This window comes from Streptomyces sp. NPDC051133 (assembly GCF_040682635.1).
Classification (GTDB): domain Bacteria; phylum Actinomycetota; class Actinomycetes; order Streptomycetales; family Streptomycetaceae; genus Streptomyces.
Map to the genome: position 1 here is coordinate 91,084 of NZ_JBFBBK010000018.1, position 17,233 is coordinate 108,316.

Here is a 17,233-nt window from a genome sequence, read left to right on the forward strand (position 1 = left end):
CCCTACTCCTCCCGCTCGATCACGCCGCGGTCTTCGAGATCGGCGATGATCTGCTCGCGCGTCCGGTCCTCACCGGCGTCGACGCCGTGCTGCTCGGCGAACGCGACCCACGCGTCGCGGCCCGAGCCGCGGCCCGAGCGAGGCGGCGCCTCGCCGCCGGTGCTGTCGCCCGCGCCCGTGGGCGTGGACGCTTCGGCCGACGAGGTGCCATCGCTCCATGCGTGGTCGCCGATCCGCTTCGCGACGTCGGCCGGTACCTCGCTGTCCGGTCCGTACGGCACGCCGTCGACGTGTACGTACGCCCTGAGCCGCCGAGCCATCAGATCACCTGCGCCTTGAGAGTCAGGTTCGGCTCGCGCAGGATCGGCAGGCCGACCGCCGCCGCGTGCGTCCACAGCCGAATCGGGTTCTTCGTCTTGTACGTCGCCGCGACGATGCCGGGCTGCTCGGCCGCGACGAGGCTGTACTCGGCTTCGAGCGCCTCAGCGGTCGTACCGAGCAGCGTCGCGCCGAGATCGGTCGGCTGCGCCGCAGTTGTCGGGCCCGGCTCGGGCAGCAGCGCGATCGCGTTCGCCGGAGTGATCCGGGTCGAGACGCCGTCGACCTTGACCTGCGCGTCGTACAGCTCGACCGGCGGCAGGCTCATCGAGGACAGCACGGCGTTTACCTGCTCGACGCTCACCATGGGAGCCGAACCGGCCGGGGCGAGCGGGAACACCTGCCTGATCACCTGGTCACACATCCGCATGTGCTGCAGCACGCCCTTGGGCATGAGGATCACGGCCGGCTCGACGCCGTTCGTGTCGACGTACTGCTGCACCCACGACTCGAGGTCGCTGATCGGTGTCGCGTTCGCGTGATCCGTCCACAGCGTCGCGGCGACGACGTTGTGCGCGGCCGTGCGGCCGAAGTCGACCGTCTGCTGCAGCTCGTCGATCGGGGCCTGCGCGTTGACGAGCGCCTGCCCGCGCACGACCTCGAACCGCGCCCCGATGTTCCGGGCGAGGCGCTGCGCGTCGCGGGCGATCAGCCTGAGCACCTGGTCGTCGTTGGTGTTCAGCTTCCGCAGCCGCAGCCGGTCGTACTCGTTCAGCGGGATGACTTCGGAGATCGGGGGCAGCTCGCCCATGACCTTTCCGATCCCCTCGCGCCGGCCGACCTTCGACTCGGCGTCCCACGAGCGGAACGAGGCGGTCTCGGCGAGCCCGCCGCCGCCCTTCGTGAACTCGTACGCGATGTCGTCGACCTCGACGTTCGGCAGCCACCGCGACAGAGTGAAGCGGTTCACCTGCAGATCGGCGAGCGCCTGCCGGATCATGCCAGTCAGCTCGGTCGGCTCGATGAACTCTGTGTCGAGAACCCAGCTCATCTCAGATCATCCCCTCTCAGACGAACCGGATCGAGCCGGCGACGTCGGTGTGCCCGGCGGCGTCGACAGCACCCAGCGGCAGGCGCGACTCGCGCACCTTGCCGTGCGTGAGCATCGCCCCGTTGGGGTCGAGCGTGTTGTCGGCCGGTGCCTTGACGGCGGCGAACAGGAACCCGACGAGCGTCTGCCTGCCGTCGGTCGCGGCGTTGTCGTACGGCCCGAACTTCTTCGTCGCCGTGATCTGCCCGAGCGGAATGCCCGACTTGAAATACCCGTCGGGGTAGTGGGTGCCCGGGGTGAACGTGCTTGTGTCGAGTGAGATCGTCTCGGTCGCGTCCGTGCCGTGCGCGGACCCGAGCCACGACTGATCGTCAGACCCGAACTGCTCAGTCGTCTGAGCGAGAATCATGGTCGATTCCTCCGTGTGGTCAGTTCTTACCGGCGCTCTCGCCGAGCAGCTCGCGGTACATGTCGCGGCCCGCTGCCACGGAGCCGCCCTTTCCGCTCTTGCCTCGGCGTGCGCCCTGGTCGAATCCGCCGCCGCGGCGTCGCCGGCGCGTGTCGCGCCCGCCCTCGCGGTCGTCGTCCTCGTTGTTGCTGTCGTCCTTGCCGGACTTCTTCGGGGCGAGCCGGTCGACGAGTTCGGCGATCCCGTCCTCGTCGACCTCGCCCTCGTCGTTGACGTAGCGGCGCAGGTTGACGTCGTCGGCGACGTCCTTCGCGTTCTCGACGCGGCCCTTCGCTGCGGCGAGGAACGCCGAGCGGGCGACGCGCTCGCCGGCCTTGACGCGTTCCTGCGCCACGGCGGCGGCGACCGCCTCGTCGACCCGCTTGTCGGCCTCGCTCATGCCCTCGCGCTTGAGCCGCGCAAGTTCCTTCGCCGCGTCGGCGTTCGCCTTCGCGCGCCCCTCGTGTTTCTTCGCGAGCGCCTTCCACTTGTCCGCCTCGGCCTGGTGGTCGACCTTGTCGTCGCCGCTGCCGCCGTCGCCCTGGTCGTCGTCGCCGGTGTCGTCGTCCGTGTCGGAGTCGTCGCCGCCGTCGCCCCCGTCGTCGTCGCCGTCGTCCGGGGCGCCGCCGAGGATGGGCCAGATCGGGTACACCTCGCCGAGGGCCTCGCCCTGGTGGGGACGGGCCTTGCGCCATCCGATGGCGAGCTGCCCAGTGCGGGCGTGGCGAGGCAGAGTGCGCTCGTGCATGGTGGTGTCTCCCGTGTCGGGGTGAGGTGAGCCTGCAGAGGTGCGCCGTGTCGGCGCCGGTCACGAGCCGGGGATGTCCTTCGGGCCCGTGAAGTCGTGGCGGGCCACCGCGAGCAGCGGCCCGTACTCGCCGTGCTCGCGCACAACGATGATCTTCCGGTAGTCGGGGGTACGGCCGCCCGCGTCCGAGGCGCCGACGCCCTTCGCGATCGCGGCGTGCGCCTCGCGCAGCAGCTTGTCGTCGATGATGTGCCCCGGGTCCTTGTTGCCGGGCAGCGGCTCGGGCTTGCAATTGCAGCCCGGATGGATCGGCATGAGTTTCTCGACCTTGTACCGCTGCGTACTGGCGATCGTGCACAGCGCGCAGTTCTTCGGGCCGCGCAGCGCGCGCCGGAAGTACCGCACTCCGCCTCGCCGCATGGACTGCTGCGCGGCGTGCGTGCGGGCGAGCTGCATGTCGGTCTCGGTGATGGACAGCAGCCGCGTACGCGCCTCGCCGAGCGCCTGCGCGTACGGCTTGCCTTGGCTGAGCGCGGTGTACGCGGTGACGAACGGACGGCGGTACACCTCGTCGGGCGGCACGCCGCGCAGTGCCTCCGGGAGTTGCACGCCGACCGGCGCCGCTGCGGCGCCCATCATGTCGGCGATCATCGCGGACAGGTACGCGTCGGTGATCTGGCCCATCTGCTGCTGCGCGGCGAGCACGGTCGGCAGCACCCGCTCGAGGAACGCGGCGGCGTCGCTGTCGCGGTAGTTGCCGAGACTGTCGAACGCGCCGAGCACGAACTGCACGACGCGGTCGCGCAGGCTGGTCGACAGGGCGTCGTACCGGTCGGTGAGCGCCGTCTGCAGCGCCTCACCCACCGGTTGCCCCCTCGTCGGGGAGGTTGCCCGCGGTCGGCGCCGGGGTCGCTGGCAGCAGCGACGCGGCGAGCAGCGCCTGCGAGGCGGCGCCCGCCGTGATCCGCCGTACCTGCTGCGGTGTCTCTCCGAGCCGCTCGGCGATCACGTCGAGCGGATACCCGACCGCCTTCAGCTTCGTCGCTGCGTCCGCCTGTACGGCCGGGGACAGGTACTGCGGGTCGGCCCAACGCACCGTTGCCTCGGTGTAGTCGTCGGGCACACCGGCCTGCGCTGCGGCGAGGCTGAACACGTCCTCGAGCCCCTCGCCGAACGCGGCGATGTGCTCGCGGCACTTCGCGACGTGCATGAGGTCGAGCGCGGCGACAGTGTCGGCGCTGATGTTGATCAGGTCGCTCGCGTAGTAGTACGCGGGTGTCTGCGACACGATCAGCATGTCGCGCACGTCCGACTCGTGTTCCTTCAGGAACCCGCTCAGGTCGGTCGCGTCGAGCTGCCCGAACTGCGCGTTCTCGCCCTCGGACACCCACACCGTGTTGGGGCCGGGCACGAACGGCTGCTCGACGACCGTGAGCCCCGTGTCGGGATCCCGGCGCTTCGGGAACCGGTGGCCCTTGACCCACTTCTGCCGGAAGCCCGAGTACCGGCTCGCCGCCATCCGGTTAAGCACGCCCATGTTGACCCGGTCCTGCGTATCCATGACGCACGCGAACTCGGGCTCGGGATCCTCGCCGAGATCGGGCATGCGAGCGAACTCGACCAGGGGCATGCGGCCGAGATCGTGCGGCTCGCCGTCGTCGGCCTCGCCGGCGTACTGCCACGAGTCCGGCCCCCACGGCAGCCGGTGACTCCCGAACGGCTCGGTCGTCCGGTACGGAAAGCTGCGGTCGTCGTAGTAGACCCGCGCGTACCCGTAGCCGTCGACGTCGTTGTGCCACGCCTTGAGCCCGACGAGCGGCTCGCCGGTCTCCGGGTCGTACTCGACGATGCACTCGCTCGGGTGCTCCGGAGTGATCAGCGGGCTCGGACGCCCGTTGTCCTCGACGAGCGTCGGGTGCGGACCGACGAGCATGTACCCGACCGACTGCGCCATCGCGACCCGCCATACGAGTTTCTGCCGCGAGTCGAGCCGGTTCGCCTGCCACCATCGCGACGCGTTGTTGTCCGGATTGCCGTCCGAGCCGGTCACGCCGAGCGCGAGCAGCCGGTGCACCGTGGCATTCGCGACCAGGCCGCAAAAGTTCGTGCGGCTCTTGCGCTGAAAGTCGATGAACGCCTGCTCGGCATTCCGCGGCAACTGCGGCAGCGGCGGCCGTCCCCGGTAGTACTGCCACCATCCCTCGAGCACGCCCGTGCGCTTGCGCAGCCGGCGCCCGAGGCGCAGCAGCATGAAATCGGGATTGTCGAGATCAGGAGTCTCGTCGAGCACGGTCGCCCCCTCTCAGAATGTGCCGCCGAACATCTCTTCTTCTTCGCTTGCGACGCCCTTCGCGATCGCGTCGAGGCGGCACTGCCACGCGAGCACGGCCGCGACTGCGGCGTCGATCTTCTTCGGGCTGTCGGGATGCGCCTTGCCGATCTGCAGCCCCGAACGGCTCGGCCGCCGCCGCGCGTTGACCAGGTGCCGCACGAGCGCCGACGAGCCGTCGTGCGACAGCTCGCCCTCAGTGAGCGCGGTGTGGAACTTCTCCAGTGCACGGACGATCAGCACCGACCGGCCGCCGGTCATCCACCACTCGACCGGATGGTTCCGGGTCGCCTGCACCTGCAGCCGCGGACCGTATGCCGCCTCCCAATCCGCGACGTGCGATTCCCACTTGGCCGGGTCGGCGTAGAACCCGACGACGTCGTACTGCTCGAACGTCTCGGCAATCGTGGCGAGCACCTCGACGACCGGCACCTGCCACTCGACCGGCTTGCCGTCCTGGCCGAGCTGCGGCCGTTCCGGCTGCTCCCACACGCCGATCGTGAACAGGTGCCCATCGGACAGCCGACAGCCGATCAGCGCGGTCGCGTCGGTCACACCACGCGAGCGTTTCCGCGATCCGTCGAACCCGAGCACGATGCGGTCGCCTGGTACAACGACCTTCCCGAGATCGGACGAGGCGCGCACCTCGGGCTCGGACAGCCACGCATCCGACGCGTGCGTGATCTGGTTCAACAGGTCTGCCCGCAGATCCTGCGGCTCGTTCGACGTGTCGTAGAACTCGCTCGTGAGCCGCTCGATCGGCGACCAACCAGGCTCGCACGGCGGGTCGTGCAGCACGCACCCGTCGGGATGATCGCTGCTGTCGCCGTACGCGTACCGCAGCCCGGCGACGATCGACCGCTCGTCGGTCATGTCGGTGTCGGGCGGCGCCTCACGGTGGTCGACGAGGATGCCCCGCGCCCGCGACCGGCCGTCGATGATCGCCTGATAGTCGGCCGCGGACTGCTCGGCGACGGACCCCTCGCCGGGCGTGTACGCGTTCGGCGTCTCGATCAGGCTGCCGCCCAGCTTCGCCGCGTTGAACCGCATGACCTTCGCGAGCTTGACGCCGCCGTTCGAAGCCTTCCATTCCTCCGTCTGGTCGAGACTGGCGAAACAGGCGGGGTCCCCCTTCGCGCTCGTCGCCGACGACGTGATCGGGGATATCTCGCCGCGCGGCAGGTAGATCACGGTGTCGAGGACGTCGAGCCCGTAGTCGGTCGACAGCGACCGGCCGCGCGCCATCTCCAGCAACGGCAACCAGGTGTTATCCGTCTGGTCTTCGGTCACGGCGGCGATACGCACGAGCGGCGTACGCAGCGAATGCCACGGCCGGCCGACCGGCTCGCCGTCGGCGTCGAACCCGTCGGCGACGACGTCGGCGCACGCTTCGGCGAGCGCGATCGCACCGACGAATGGACTCTTCCCCCACCCGCGCGGCCGTGACAGCAGCGCGCGATGGATGACCCGTCGGCCGGTGACGGGGTGCACCTGGTAGTACCGCAGCAGAAACTCGGCCTGCTCGGCAGTCGGTACGAACTCGGCGCCGTCGTCGCGGCCGGGCTGCGCGAGGTTCTCGATCATCCAGTCGAGGACGTAGTACCCGAGCGTCGGAAACTCGCCCTCGTACTCGGGGCCTCGCCACGGCATGACGACCCCCCGCTACGCGCCCTTGCTCTTGCCGCCGGGCAACGGCCGGAGGTTCCCGTACCGCTCGCGCGCGCTCGGCCCGCCCGACCGGCCGCTGCCGCCGTCGGCGCCGTCCGCCTCAGCGAACACCATGCGCAGCCGGGCCCGGTCCGCGGGCGTCGCCCCGAACGCGGCGACCCGCAGCCGCAGCTCGGCCGCCGCCGACAGATCGCCCCGCCACAGCCGGGCGTGAATCAGCGCGGTGTCGAGCAGGTACTGCCAGTCGGACGCGCCGAAGTGCTCAGACTGCGGCGAGTCGATCCACATCTGCCACCACTCGCGCGTGCGCCCCGGCCACACGAACTCGCGCAGCTCGCCGTCTTGCTCGATCTCGAACGTCGGCAGCTCGGGCGCCTCAGCGCGCTCCCACCTGAGTACCGTCTGCGCGATCGCGTCAGCGTTGCGCCGAACCTTGCGTGCCTTCGGGGGCGGGCCGTTGCCTGCCATGGGCTGTACCTCCCGTGTCGGGTGCGCGCTGCAGTGCACCCGTGTCGGGCCGCTACAGCAGAGAGTCGATGACGTGCTGCAGATCGCCGAGACGCTGCGGCGTGCCGCCGAACGTGCGTCCCGTGACTGCGATGTACCTGCCGTCGCCGTACAGCTCGACCGAGCCGCCGCCGACCGTGATGCGCCTGCCGTGCTCCAGCCGCCCGCGCCCCCAGACGTGCAGCCCGTCGCCGCTCGCCGACACCTCAACCCACGTGCGGTCGGCCGCGTCGAGCACGCGCTGCGCCCACGGCAGCAGCTCGCCGTCGACGAGGCAGTGATCGAGGTCGAGCACGACGATCCCGTCGCCGTCGAGGACGAACCCGAGACCGGCACCGACCTCGCTCGCCGCAGCCTCGCGGTACGACGACCAGGTCGACGGGTCCGTGCTGCTCGCCGCGTCGCCGCCGGTCGTGAGCGGAACCTTTCGCGAGGTGCGCCGGACCCATCGCGGCCGGGCAGTCAGCTCGGCCGGGATCGACCGGCGCTTGCGCGAGCGCGCCTTGCGGCAGTTGGGCGAGCAGGTGATCGCGTGAGCCCGCGCCATGACCGGCATGGGGCCGCCGCACTGCTCGCACGTCCTGTTCGTCATGAGTCCAGTCTACAGCAGATGTCACACTTTTAGCGCGCTGACCTGCATGTTTACCGTTCGTGTATGAGGGGCGGCAGGCTGAGAGGCGATCTGCGGCACCCCTACCGCCCGCCATCGAATCAGCCTGCCGCACCCGTGCGCGCCGCCCAGCGCGCCGCCCACGCCCCGCAGCGTGGCCGTTTTCCCCAGACCCGTACAGGACGAGCCCCACAGCACCTCCCGAGCCCCAGACGGGGCGGGGAGGGGAGTCACCCCCCAGGGCCCGAGATCGCCGCTCAAATCGCCGTACAGCGCCTTACAGCAATCCGGGGTGCCGTTCCTTCGGTCGCTGCCTGCGGACCGCCCAGCGCGCGGCGTTGCCCTGCGCGCTGCTCTTCTTCGCGTGGCAGTCCTCGCACAGCGCCTGCAGGTTCTCGGGCCGGTGGTTGTCTCGGTCGCCGATGTGGTCGACCTGGTTCGCCCGGCGTCCGCACACGCGGCCGTCGATCCGGTTGCGGCATCGGTGCTCGTCTCGTGCGAGGACGAACGGCCGTATGTGCGTGTACCAGTCGCGCGGCAGCTCGGCTCGCCGGTTGCTGCCTGCCCATCCGCCGCTCATGCTTCGTCGTCCTCGTCGCCGTCGACCTGGTCGTCGTACGGCTCGGCTCGCTCGGTGCTGCTGTCGAGACTGACCCCGTCGAGTGAGGTGTCGGCGGTGAACCCGAACGTCGTGCCCGGCCGCACCGGCTGCTCGGCGCGCAGCGCGTCGAGGATCCGCAGCGCCGCGTTCTCGACGTCGTCGAGCCTGCGCCGACTGGAGCCCTTGGCTTTGATCTCGACCTCGTGCTGTCCGTCGGTGAGGCGTACGCGCATGGCGGTGTCCTCCCGTCCGGGGGCGTCGAGCGGCCGGGGTGCCGCGTGTGGGGGGTGGCTGTGTCGGGTGCGGCGTGCCCGTGCTGCTACTCGACGCCGGTCGCCTCGCCGTTGACCATGGTCGCGAACACGCGCGCCTGCGGCTCCTTCTTGGCAGCCACCGGGTACAGGATCACGCCGTCGGGGTGCTCGATCGTGATGTACAGCTTCTGCTCGTCCTTCTTCAGCCACAGAGCGAAGATGCCGGTGAGCGCGACCCGCGTCGCTGTGATCCGCTTACGGGCTGTCTCGCCGAGTTCGATCGTCACGCGGGATCCCTCGACGGGGATCGGCGCCTGCCCGGCCTGGTGGAACTTCTCGCCGATGACGGTCACGCCGGCTGCTGCAGCGGCTGCTCGTATGCGGCTGAGCCGCTTCGCTGCGGCTTTCTCCTCGTCGGTCTTCTTCCTGCCGAACATGGGCCGTTCCCCTTCGTGCGGTTCTGGGTGAACGTCCAGGGTGCCCCGTGTTCCTGATGGTTGAACAGGTGTCGGTGTCACGCGCGGGGCGGGCAGCAAACCCGCCATGGTTCGTATCTGTCTTCCGCCCCGCGCGAGTGGGGGCGGCGCCGCCTCGGGCCGGTGAGGCGGCGCCGGTACCGGTCGACGGGGGTGCGACCGGCGATGGGGGGGGGAATGACGAACGCCCCGCGGTGGGCGGGGCGTTCGGTGCGTCTTCTGTGTCCGGGCAGGGCGGACTTGCCGACCAGAGTGCGACACGTGATCGCGAGAGTCAAGTTTCGTGGGGGTGCTGAGAGAGAGATCGTCGCTCGTGCGCGCGCCGCCTACTACCTGTAGGTGCTCTCTCTACGGCCACCCCCCCATATATGGGAGGGGAGGGGAACGCGCGCGCGCGAGTCCCTCGGGAGTCCCCTAGGGACAGATCGCGTTGACCTGCGAGGACGTGATTTTTCCTGCGAATGATGTACCGCACAATCGTTGAGGAATCGCGCGCGAATCGTCGACGAATCGCTCGCGAAAACGTCCGTGGACAGCAAAACGCCCCGCACGGCGAGGTGCCGAACGGGGCGTGCTGTGCGGGCTGTCGGGCTACCTGCGCGGGCCGGTCCTCGACCACCAGCCTGCGAACGGCCCGCGGTTGTTCGTGATGTACGTCGGTCCCTCGCGCACGGCGCGGCGGCCGGTCGGCAGCACCCACACGAGGCCGCACACCGCTGCGGCGATCACGAGCTGCACGAGCGACTCGGCGACGAGCGCGAACGCCTTGAGCGCGAAGTAGGCGCCGACGCCGGTACCGGCGGCGAACACACCGCGCGCGGCCGTGCGCTGCGCCTGCGGGTCGAGCACGGGCGCAGCCGGCTGCGGCGCGGGCACGGCCGGCTCGTACAGCGGCCCGTACTGCGGGTACAGCACGTCATCGATCCGCACGTACCCGATCACCCGCATGCCGGGCGGAGGTGCGGGCGCGAGCTGCTGCTCGGCGGCGGGTACGACGTTCCCGACGAGCGGCTGCCCGAGTACGGGCGTCGTGATGGTGTGCTGCCGCTCGGGCAGCCGGTCGCCGGTCATGCGGTCGTCGTCTCCTTCGCGTCGGGCAGATAGAACCGGGTTGAGCGGCCGTCGCGGCGCGAGCGCACGCCGTGCCCCTCCCACACCTCGAGGGCGCGGCGCACGGTGTCGCGCGAGCTGTAGTTACCGGCCGCGCGCAGCTCGTCTTTCGTGGCCGAGCCGAGACCGGCGAACACGCGGTACAGATCGGGCCACTCGTCGCGGCCGACCGGCTCGCCGTCCGGGTAGCGCAGCGGCGCGAACTGCTCGACCCACGGCTCGTCGGTGATCGCGGGCTGCGGCTCGGTGTCGCGCTTGTCGGTGTAGTAGAACCCGACCGCGTCGGCGAGCACCTCGTCGGACACCCACTGCGCGCGGTACACGCGGCGCGGCTGGTCGTGCTCGGGTGTCTGCGCGAGGTACTTGCCGGGCAGGTCGAGTTCTTCGGGGCGCCATCCCTTGGACTGGCAGCCGGCGCCGAAGATGAACGGCGCGTGCCCGGACTCGCCCTGCCTGGTCGACAGCCGGTTCGCGTAGTTGCCGCGGGCGTCCGTCGAGCCGCCGAACACTCTGCGGGACGGCTGCTGCGTCGCGCTTACGAACATGATCCCGAGGAACCGCACGATCGCGAGCAGCGACTCGTACAGCTCGGCAAGGGTCGGATCCTGCCGCACGAGTTCGCCGAGTTCGTCGGTGAACACGAAGATCGCGTTCCCGTGCTTGCCGGGCACCCACTTGCGCACCGGCCCCTTGCCCTCGGCGAGGGCCTGCTGCGTCAGTGCCTTGAGGATCTCGCCGCGGCGGTGCGCCTCGTCGCGGATCCACTCCAGCAGCACCCGCGCCTCGTGCGGATTGCGGGCGACCTTCATGACCGGCGACCAGGGGCCGAGTTCGGGTGCGCCCGGCTTCATGTCGATGCCGTACAGATCGGCGTCGAGGCACTTCGCGAGACGCACGATGATCAGGTTCAGGATGCCCGACTTACCCCAGTCGGAGGCACCCGCGATCAGCGTGTGCCGGTACATCAGGTCGAGGGTCATCGCGTTGCCCTCGTCGTCGGCGCCGAGCAGCACCGGCGCCGTGCAGGTGCGCACGCCGTTGTCGACGAACGGGATCGTTCCTGCGAGCGGGTCGAGAGTCGACAGCCGGACGACGAGCAGGTTCTCGGCGTCGCCCTTGCGCAGCAGCAGCCGACCAGGCAGCCCGAGGTTCGCAGCGAACTGCGCCTGCCGCTTGATGATCGAGTCGGCTGAGGTGTTGCGGCCCATGGGCAGCACGACGAGCGCCTGCCACCCGTGCTCGGTGCGGGCGAACGCGAGGACGTCGGCCGGTGCCGAGCCGGTGAGCGCGTGGATCGCGCGGCGCAGTGCCGTTTCTTCAGGCGTGCCGCCGATCAGGCCGGGGTCGGCCGCGTCGAGCCCCATCGCTGCAGGCATGGCGCCCTTCGCCTTGACGGTGTCGAGCTGCAGTTTCATGCGGGCGTTGCGCTGCGTCGCGAGCCATGGCCCGTACACGCCGTACGCGGCGCCGGTCGTGAGCCCGTACGCGGTGAGCGTCGGCCAGTCGAGCCCGCACGCGGCGGCGGTCGCGACGTCGGCCAGTGCGAGCGTGCCGCCGGCCGCGATGCGGGCGATCGGCTCGTTCTTATGCTCGAGGGCGAACCAGCCGGCGACCGCCGAGCCGGCTGCGAGCACGCCGTACCCGAACGCCGGTCCCCCGCCAGGCTGCGCGAGCCCGAGCCCGGTCACGGCGGCCGTGCCGCCCGCGGGCAGCAGTTCCCACCGGCGGCGCGATATCCACGCGCCGACGCGGGTGAGGGTGCGGACGCACAGCCGCCACGCTCGCGCCGACGATGACGACGACGACGTGACGACGACGGGGTGTGGCCTGCGCTTTTCGATCTCTGCCGACGTGTCAGGGATCGTCGTCACGAGCTGCAGGTGCGGCACGTCGGTGTCGCCGTACGGGTCGAGGTGCTCGGCGGTGCTCACAGGTACTGCCCCGTTCCGTCGTTCTCGTGGCCGGTCGTTTCGCCCGCGCCCGTGGGCGTGGACGCGCGCTGCGCCTGGTCGCGCACGGCGCTCTTGCGGTCGCGTGACTGCACGGTGCGGACGTACTTGGCGTCGGTCTCGCCGTAGCCGTGCCGCATCAGGTGATGCGCGATCTCCTTCGGCGCCGCATCAGGGGCGATGCGCATCACGGCGCGCACCGCGTCGGCCTTGTTGAGGGTGCGGCCGTGCAGCGCCTCGTCGATGCGGCGCAGCACGGCGGCCGGGTCGGCGGACTGCTGCGGCTGCGGCGCGGATGCCTGCTGAGCTGCGCGCATCGCGGGTACAGCCTGCGGCGCCTCGCCGGGGTACAGCGGCGCTGCAGGTGCGGGCGCGGCAGCGGGTGCGGCGGCGATCGCGGCGGGCTGTCGCACCTCGATGACGAGGTGATGCGGCGCAGGCTGATGCGGCGCATCGTCCTCGCGCATCACGGTGACGCGCTCCGCGTCGTGCTCGGCGCCGCGCGCCGCTTCGACGCGCCGGTCGGCTGCGGCGGCGACCTCGACGAGCCGTGCCGCGACGTGCTTGTCGAACACCTTGAACGACTCCTGCGGGTGCAGCACCCACGCGAGGAATCCGATCGCCGGCGCCGACTCGGGTACGCGGCCGAGGCGGCGCAGTTCCTCGCGGTGCTCGAACCGGTGCCACATCTCGAACGCCAACTCGGCGATGACCGGCGCGGCGGCCATGACGACCGAGCCGACGTTCCCCCACCCTTCGAGCTGCGCGTGCTGCCAGTTCACCCACGACGAGGTGCCGATCATGCAGAGCATCGCGACGCGCGGCGCGAGGCCGGAGTCTTCCGACGTCGCGTACTGCTGCGCGAGCCGGGCGAAGAACAGGGCGGCGGCGTCGAACATGAGGCAGCCGAACAGTGCGACGGTCTTCGGTGCCTCGAACCGGCCGTGCAGCAGCGTGTACACCGACCACGTGCCGACGGCGAGGGCGGCACCCATGACGAGGAACAGTGCGGCGCGGGTAGGCCACAGGCGACGGGATCCGGGGGCAGTCATGGCGGGCTCTTCCTGCGAGGTGAATCGGTGGATCATGCGAATACGGTGCGAACGGCGCTGCGGGCGCCGACGCCGAGGAACCGGCCGATCCCGCGGGCGACGCTCGGGAAGGCTCGGGCGAGCAGGACCAGGGCGGCGACGGTGCACGTCGTCGAACCATGCGCGACGGCGAATGCGAGCGTGCCGAGCGCGAGGTGCAGTGCCGGTCCGACCGCAGCCGGGAACGCCACGGCGAGCAGTGCGAGCGCCCACAGCAGCAGCCGGGCGCGCGCGGAACGGGTGGGGGTGGCCTGCGGTGCCCGGCTACGATTCGTCACTGATCTGCCCTCTCGGCTGCACGGTCGGTGTGGGCCGGTCGCCCGGCCGTTCGGTGTGCCTGCGCACCGGCCGGGCTTTCCGTTATGCGGGTCCGACGGTACGGAACCTGCTTTACAGTGTCAATGAGGTTAGGCAGGATGGGCGCCATGCCAGAGCGGGAAGAGCCGCAGCCGACAGAGACCGGCGAGGGGGAACCGACGTTGCTGAACATGTCGCAGCTCGCTGCCGCACTCGGCACGACGCGGCAGTCGCTGCACAACTGGCGCCGCCAACACGCCGACTTTCCGCAGCCGCGCCGACGCAAGGGCAGCACCCGCGACGAGTGGGATCTCGACGAGGTGCGCGCCTACTGGGATACGCGCGAGCTGCGCCCCGGACAGCGCACCGACCTGCGCGCCGACGGCGAGCAGCAGTGAGCACGCCGCCGTTGTAGCCGACGCGACAGCCGTACGGGCTCGCCAGGCTGCGGACGGCCGCGAGCGCGCCGAGCATGGCTGTATGGGCGAGCCGAAGCCTGTCGTCGTGTATCCGCCGTCGCCGAGCGGCGGGCGCCGCGTCCGCGTCGACAGCGAGATTCTCGGCACGGCGTACTCGCTGCGCGACCTGGTCGAGTTCCTGCGGCGCGCGGGACTCGAAGGGCTCGACGGCCTCGAGGTCGCTGCCTCGCCGCTGATCGAGTGGCGCGGCGGCGGTGCCGACGAGTGGGGCGAGGCGCCGCTGCACGGCCCGTAGGATGAACGCGAAGCACCCCCGCCACTACCCTTGGCGGGGGTGCTTCGCTGTGCCCGTCCGGGCTGTCAGATGCGGCGAGCGGGCACCACCAGCAGCAGCGCGTCGGCCGCGTGCGGGTCGCACACCTCCCACGGGTTGTCGTCGCCCAGGTTCACGACCTCGCCCTCATGGTCGGCCATCGTGGCACACGAGCCGCAGCCGTGCGTCGGGTCGTACGGCATCGGGTGCGCCTCGTACTGGTCATTGAAGTAGTCCGAGCGCAGCATGCCCTCGCGCTTCCCGTAGTCGGGGAACGAGGCGAGCACGGTGTCGCCGTCGGCGACGTCGGCCGCGCGGACGACGCGGGCGGCGGCGGGGTCGACGAGCAGCGGCGCGTGATCCTCGTCGTCGGGCAGCTCGGTCACGATGACGGGCAGCAGCTCGACGTCGACGGCGCGACGAACGCGTGCCTTCATGTGGTGGACGTACACCGCGAGCACGCCCGCCTCAAGGTGCCTGAACTCGCCGTCGATGGCGTGCTCGCGGCCGTCGCGACCGATGATCTTCGCCTCGATCGGGCGGTCGGCCCACACCATCCCACGCTCGCGCCCGTTCTCGAACACGATCACGTAGCCGTCGGTGTGCCACGCGGCGACCCATCCGTCGACCCGGACCGACGGGTACGCGTAGTCGTCGCGCTCGTCCTTCGGCACGGTCACCTGCATGTAGCGGCGCGGCAGGATCTTGACGATCTTGCGCACCTTGAGCTTTTCGAGGGCGAGTTCGAACGCTGCCTTACGGCTGTCGGCGCCCGACACGATGTACGCCTCGTTCGTGTGCGCCGTGCCGTCGTGCGACCTGCGGATGCATGCCCAGTAGCCGCGCACGTCGCCGACGCCCGTCGTGTTGAACACCTCATACTCGTGGCCGCCGATCCAGAACGACGAGCTGCCCTTGTAGGCGCGGCTCAGCTTCGGCTCGGGCGCGGGCTCGTTGATCGGGCTGAGCTGCTCGGGGGTGTTGTGGGCGGGGCCGCCCTCGTCGAACGCGATGTACACGAGCTGCTCGGCCTTGTCCTTGCCGCCCATGAACTTGCGCAGCACGGTGCCCTTGAGGCCGCCGCGCGAGTGGCAGATCACTCGGGTGTCGGGCTGCACCTCGTCGTAGGTCATCGTCATCGCTTCGTTCCTCTCTGTCGTCGTTGTGAGCACGAATTTATAGGTCCCTATAAATTCGTGTCAAGGCCCCTAGAAAACGATCTTTCGGGGGGCCTAGAATCACCAGCTATGGAGACGACGCAGCAACCCGAGACCGGCGACGAGACCGGCGACGAGGCAGTCGACCGGCGCAGCCCGGCGCAGCTCTTTGAGGCAGCCGCCGAACTCGCCCTCGACCCGGAGCTGTCGCCGGTCGAGCGCGCAGCGATGATCACGGCCCTACTCAAGGCAGTCGACGACCGGCAGAAGGAACTCACAGAGACGCGCCGCACCGACGTGCGCGAGCTGCGCAAGACGATGACGCTCGCGAAGGTCGGCGAGTCCATCGGGCTTTCCGTTCCACGGGTCGACCAGATCGCCAAGGGAAAGTAGCCGGCCGCACCGACAGTCGGCCGTGATGCGCCGCTGCGCCCACCAGGACGCGGCGGCGCATCGCGCATCAGGCAGCCGCAGCGCGCGCCGCAGCACGCTGTCGCCGACGCGCATCAGCGCGCTTCCGGCGCCGCACTGCCGCGTCGAGGTCACGCTGCAGCGCGGCGAGCTGCTCGGGCGTCGACCAGGTGCGGCGGCCGTCGTCGAGCCCGACCGGCGCCTCGCAGTCGCGACCGGCGCAGACGACGACGTCGGCGAGCCCGCCGCCACGGTGCAGCGTGAGGACGTCGCCGCAGTACGGGCACGGCCGGTCGTCCATCGTCACGGCGTACCGCTCGCCGACGCCGCCGATCGTCCGCTCGATACGCCGCGCCGCCTCACGCGCGACGACCGCGATGCGGGCGCGCTGCACACCTGACACCGGCTTGCAGTGCACGGTCTCGTCGTTGATGCGTGCGAGCAGCCACCGCGCGGCGCGCACGGCCGACCGGTCGCCCATCGTGAACGGCCAGCGATGCGGGCTCGCGGCGTCGGCTGCGGCGAGCCGGTCGCGCCGGTCGCGGTCGTCGGCGGCGATGCGCGCCGCGCGCTCGCTGCGGTAGTCGGCGCGGCAGGCGACCGACGAGGGGAGCGGCGCGAGCTGTACCTCGGCGGCGATCTCGTCGGCGAGCGAGCGCAGCGCCGCCTCGACCGCGCGGCACGCGTCGACGACGTGCAGCCGCAGCGGCACCGGCCGCTCGCCGAGCACGAGCGCGTCGCGGTCGGCGCGCGGGGTGTGGGCGCGGCCCTCGCCGACGTAGTCACAGTGCACACACTCGTACTGCGGGCGGCCGTGCTCGTCGACGCGGGTGACGAGGTGCTGCGCGTGCTGCAGCGCGAGGCCGACCTCGTCGACGTCGTGCTCGTCGAGGGCGCGAAGGTACTCGCCGCTGCCCATGGCCGGGGGCCACGTGCCGGGCGTCGAGGTGTCGATCAGGTCGCGCATGTCTTCCCAGTGGTCAATCACGATCTTCAGGTCTTCAGCGGGGGTGCGGCGGGCGGTGCGGTGCATGGTGAGCGCTCCTGTGTTGCGTGGGGCGTAGGCTGATCACACCGCGAGGGGCAGCGGGGGCGCCCGGATTGCTGGCCGGCATGGGGCGCCCCGCCGTCGGTCACTCCGCGTCGGTCGCAGGCATGAACCGCGCGATTTGTCGCATGGCGCGGGCCTCGACGAGATCCCATGCGCGATGGGCGTCGGCGAGGATCCGGCGCCGCAGGTTCATGACGGCGTGATGCGCGTTCACCGCCTCGGGCAGCGACGTCGCCTCGGGCAGGTCGAGGCGCCGCTCGATCCGGCCGACGGCCGCGCGGTCGAGGATCGCGTCGAGTTCGGCGAACCGCGCCGAGTCGAAATGCGGATGCCGGTGCCGCCACGCTCGAACCTCGTCGAGGGCGGCGAGCAGGTAGCCGGTCGACGAGTCGGCAGCGGGCGGGGCGGCGGTCGTGTTGTCCACG

General features: G+C 70.8%; 22 protein-coding genes. 3 read left to right on the plus strand and 19 right to left on the minus strand.

All coding sequences use genetic code 11. The features are described from left to right. Window positions 1-2 precede the first annotated feature (2 nt). The 16 genes from AB0N17_RS20075 to AB0N17_RS20150 form a co-directional block, all read right to left on the minus strand. Window positions 3-320 (minus strand): hypothetical protein, encoded by a 318-nt coding sequence (locus AB0N17_RS20075; protein WP_366012715.1) that lies wholly within the window; start codon window positions 318-320, stop codon window positions 3-5. Next, window positions 320-1,369, minus strand: coding sequence for a major capsid protein (locus AB0N17_RS20080; RefSeq protein WP_366012716.1), 1,050 nt, complete (start codon window positions 1,367-1,369; stop codon window positions 320-322). Before AB0N17_RS20080 ends, AB0N17_RS20075 begins: the two co-directional genes overlap by 1 nt. A gap of 16 nt (window positions 1,370-1,385) precedes the next feature. After that, window positions 1,386-1,778, minus strand: a complete 393-nt coding sequence (locus AB0N17_RS20085) for a head decoration protein (RefSeq protein WP_366012717.1) — start codon at window positions 1,776-1,778, stop codon at window positions 1,386-1,388. 19 nt (window positions 1,779-1,797) lie between these two features. Then, window positions 1,798-2,565, minus strand: a complete 768-nt coding sequence (locus tag AB0N17_RS20090; RefSeq protein ID WP_366012718.1) for a hypothetical protein — start codon at window positions 2,563-2,565, stop codon at window positions 1,798-1,800. Window positions 2,566-2,625: 60 nt separating this feature from the next. After that, window positions 2,626-3,429, minus strand: a complete 804-nt coding sequence (locus AB0N17_RS20095) for a hypothetical protein (RefSeq protein WP_366012719.1) — start codon at window positions 3,427-3,429, stop codon at window positions 2,626-2,628. Then, a complete protein-coding gene (locus AB0N17_RS20100; RefSeq protein ID WP_366012720.1) occupies window positions 3,422-4,855 on the minus strand; it encodes a phage portal protein in 1,434 nt (477 codons plus the stop codon). Before AB0N17_RS20100 ends, AB0N17_RS20095 begins: the two co-directional genes overlap by 8 nt. A 12-nt stretch (window positions 4,856-4,867) precedes the next feature. After that, window positions 4,868-6,544, minus strand: a complete 1,677-nt coding sequence (locus tag AB0N17_RS20105; protein WP_366012721.1) for a terminase — start codon at window positions 6,542-6,544, stop codon at window positions 4,868-4,870. Between the two features lie 12 nt (window positions 6,545-6,556). Then, window positions 6,557-7,030, minus strand: a complete 474-nt coding sequence (locus AB0N17_RS20110) for a hypothetical protein (RefSeq protein ID WP_366012722.1) — start codon at window positions 7,028-7,030, stop codon at window positions 6,557-6,559. A 52-nt stretch (window positions 7,031-7,082) separates the two neighbouring features. Beyond that, on the minus strand, window positions 7,083-7,661 hold the full coding sequence (locus tag AB0N17_RS20115; protein WP_366012723.1) for a bifunctional DNA primase/polymerase: 579 nt from the start codon (window positions 7,659-7,661) through the stop codon (window positions 7,083-7,085). A 295-nt stretch (window positions 7,662-7,956) separates the two neighbouring features. Beyond that, window positions 7,957-8,259, minus strand: coding sequence for an HNH endonuclease signature motif containing protein (locus AB0N17_RS20120; RefSeq protein ID WP_366012724.1), 303 nt, complete (start codon window positions 8,257-8,259; stop codon window positions 7,957-7,959). Further along, window positions 8,256-8,513 carry a hypothetical protein gene (locus tag AB0N17_RS20125; protein ID WP_366012725.1) on the minus strand — a complete coding sequence of 86 codons (258 nt, stop codon included), beginning with the start codon at window positions 8,511-8,513 and terminating at the stop codon, window positions 8,256-8,258. Before AB0N17_RS20125 ends, AB0N17_RS20120 begins: the two co-directional genes overlap by 4 nt. An 86-nt stretch (window positions 8,514-8,599) precedes the next feature. Next, window positions 8,600-8,971 carry a hypothetical protein gene (locus AB0N17_RS20130; protein ID WP_366012726.1) on the minus strand — a complete coding sequence of 124 codons (372 nt, stop codon included), beginning with the start codon at window positions 8,969-8,971 and terminating at the stop codon, window positions 8,600-8,602. A 630-nt stretch (window positions 8,972-9,601) separates the two neighbouring features. Then, the gene (locus tag AB0N17_RS20135) at window positions 9,602-10,081 is read right to left on the minus strand and encodes a hypothetical protein (protein ID WP_366012727.1); all 480 of its coding nucleotides are present in this window, start codon (window positions 10,079-10,081) and stop codon (window positions 9,602-9,604) included. Next, window positions 10,078-12,051, minus strand: coding sequence for an FtsK/SpoIIIE domain-containing protein (locus AB0N17_RS20140; protein WP_366012728.1), 1,974 nt, complete (start codon window positions 12,049-12,051; stop codon window positions 10,078-10,080). The genes AB0N17_RS20135 and AB0N17_RS20140 overlap by 4 nt, the downstream gene beginning before the upstream one ends. Next, entirely contained in the window at window positions 12,048-13,031 is a 984-nt protein-coding gene (locus AB0N17_RS20145) for a DUF2637 domain-containing protein (RefSeq protein ID WP_366012729.1), read from the minus strand. Before AB0N17_RS20145 ends, AB0N17_RS20140 begins: the two co-directional genes overlap by 4 nt. Before the next feature lie 122 nt (window positions 13,032-13,153). Further along, the gene (locus tag AB0N17_RS20150; protein WP_366012730.1) at window positions 13,154-13,438 is read right to left on the minus strand and encodes a hypothetical protein; all 285 of its coding nucleotides are present in this window, start codon (window positions 13,436-13,438) and stop codon (window positions 13,154-13,156) included. Window positions 13,439-13,648: 210 nt separating this feature from the next. Here AB0N17_RS20150 and AB0N17_RS20155 point away from each other — a divergent pair, with 210 nt between their 5' ends. After that, a complete protein-coding gene (locus AB0N17_RS20155; protein ID WP_366012731.1) occupies window positions 13,649-13,855 on the plus strand; it encodes a hypothetical protein in 207 nt (68 codons plus the stop codon). 82 nt (window positions 13,856-13,937) lie between these two features. Further along, a complete protein-coding gene (locus AB0N17_RS20160) occupies window positions 13,938-14,171 on the plus strand; it encodes a hypothetical protein (RefSeq protein WP_366012732.1) in 234 nt (77 codons plus the stop codon). Between the two features lie 65 nt (window positions 14,172-14,236). Here AB0N17_RS20160 and AB0N17_RS20165 read toward each other — a convergent pair whose 3' ends face one another. Continuing rightward, complete coding sequence (locus AB0N17_RS20165; protein ID WP_366012733.1) at window positions 14,237-15,328, minus strand: hypothetical protein; 1,092 nt, start codon at window positions 15,326-15,328, stop codon at window positions 14,237-14,239. 108 nt (window positions 15,329-15,436) lie between these two features. Between AB0N17_RS20165 and AB0N17_RS20170 the strand changes: the two genes are divergently transcribed. Continuing rightward, on the plus strand, window positions 15,437-15,739 hold the full coding sequence (locus AB0N17_RS20170; RefSeq protein WP_366012734.1) for a hypothetical protein: 303 nt from the start codon (window positions 15,437-15,439) through the stop codon (window positions 15,737-15,739). A gap of 67 nt (window positions 15,740-15,806) precedes the next feature. Here the strand turns inward: AB0N17_RS20170 and AB0N17_RS20175 are convergent, their stop codons facing one another. Both AB0N17_RS20175 and AB0N17_RS20180 read right to left on the minus strand, forming a co-directional pair. Further along, entirely contained in the window at window positions 15,807-16,790 is a 984-nt protein-coding gene (locus tag AB0N17_RS20175) for a hypothetical protein (RefSeq protein ID WP_366012736.1), read from the minus strand. Between the two features lie 100 nt (window positions 16,791-16,890). Further along, a complete protein-coding gene (locus AB0N17_RS20180; protein ID WP_366012737.1) occupies window positions 16,891-17,232 on the minus strand; it encodes a hypothetical protein in 342 nt (113 codons plus the stop codon). Window position 17,233: the final 1 nt, after the last annotated feature.

Excerpts from the sequence above, each read along its gene's own strand:
- AB0N17_RS20075 (WP_366012715.1), bottom strand. The coding sequence starts at position 320 with ATGGCTCGGCGGCTCAGGGCGTACGTACACGTCGACGGCGTGCCGTAC.
- AB0N17_RS20080 (WP_366012716.1), bottom strand. The coding sequence starts at position 1,369 with ATGAGCTGGGTTCTCGACACAGAGTTCATCGAGCCGACCGAGCTGACT.
- AB0N17_RS20085 (WP_366012717.1), bottom strand. The coding sequence starts at position 1,778 with ATGATTCTCGCTCAGACGACTGAGCAGTTCGGGTCTGACGATCAGTCG.
- AB0N17_RS20090 (WP_366012718.1), bottom strand. The coding sequence starts at position 2,565 with ATGCACGAGCGCACTCTGCCTCGCCACGCCCGCACTGGGCAGCTCGCC.
- AB0N17_RS20105 (WP_366012721.1), bottom strand. The coding sequence starts at position 6,544 with ATGCCGTGGCGAGGCCCCGAGTACGAGGGCGAGTTTCCGACGCTCGGG.
- AB0N17_RS20110 (WP_366012722.1), bottom strand. The coding sequence starts at position 7,030 with ATGGCAGGCAACGGCCCGCCCCCGAAGGCACGCAAGGTTCGGCGCAAC.
- AB0N17_RS20115 (WP_366012723.1), bottom strand. The coding sequence starts at position 7,661 with ATGACGAACAGGACGTGCGAGCAGTGCGGCGGCCCCATGCCGGTCATG.
- AB0N17_RS20120 (WP_366012724.1), bottom strand. The coding sequence starts at position 8,259 with ATGAGCGGCGGATGGGCAGGCAGCAACCGGCGAGCCGAGCTGCCGCGC.
- AB0N17_RS20125 (WP_366012725.1), bottom strand. The coding sequence starts at position 8,513 with ATGCGCGTACGCCTCACCGACGGACAGCACGAGGTCGAGATCAAAGCC.
- AB0N17_RS20130 (WP_366012726.1), bottom strand. The coding sequence starts at position 8,971 with ATGTTCGGCAGGAAGAAGACCGACGAGGAGAAAGCCGCAGCGAAGCGG.
- AB0N17_RS20135 (WP_366012727.1), bottom strand. The coding sequence starts at position 10,081 with ATGACCGGCGACCGGCTGCCCGAGCGGCAGCACACCATCACGACGCCC.
- AB0N17_RS20155 (WP_366012731.1), top strand. The coding sequence starts at position 13,649 with ATGTCGCAGCTCGCTGCCGCACTCGGCACGACGCGGCAGTCGCTGCAC.
- AB0N17_RS20160 (WP_366012732.1), top strand. The coding sequence starts at position 13,938 with ATGGGCGAGCCGAAGCCTGTCGTCGTGTATCCGCCGTCGCCGAGCGGC.
- AB0N17_RS20165 (WP_366012733.1), bottom strand. The coding sequence starts at position 15,328 with ATGACGATGACCTACGACGAGGTGCAGCCCGACACCCGAGTGATCTGC.
- AB0N17_RS20170 (WP_366012734.1), top strand. The coding sequence starts at position 15,437 with ATGGAGACGACGCAGCAACCCGAGACCGGCGACGAGACCGGCGACGAG.
- AB0N17_RS20175 (WP_366012736.1), bottom strand. The coding sequence starts at position 16,790 with ATGCACCGCACCGCCCGCCGCACCCCCGCTGAAGACCTGAAGATCGTG.